At 52.2% G+C, this 253-nt stretch carries 1 protein-coding gene; it reads right to left on the minus strand.

The window, feature by feature from the left end:
* Positions 1 to 40: 40 nt before the first annotated feature.
* Positions 41 to 253 (minus strand): hypothetical protein (locus ACTHSX_RS10760; RefSeq protein WP_440379682.1); only part of this gene is annotated, 213 nt, incomplete at its 5' end.

Genomic DNA, 253 nt, shown 5'->3' on the forward strand with positions numbered 1-253 from the left:
CGTGTGGGGTGGGGGGGGTTGGGGTGGGTTTGTGTGTCTTTTATACCTGCTGGGTCTGTGTGCCACCCCGCGCCGGGCTTTTTTTTTTTGTCCGCCGGGGCGCTACCAACAACCCCCCCCCCCGTTTTTTATAAAAAAAAAAAAATCTAAAACCCCAACCCCCGAAAATTAGCACCACCGCCCAACCCCCCGGTAAAAATAACCCCGCCACCCCCACACAAAAACCAAAAAACCCGTCAAACATAAAAAAAAC

This window comes from Neisseria sp. P0014.S002, from assembly GCF_051958295.1.
In the GTDB taxonomy this organism is placed as follows: domain Bacteria; phylum Pseudomonadota; class Gammaproteobacteria; order Burkholderiales; family Neisseriaceae; genus Neisseria; species Neisseria flavescens_B.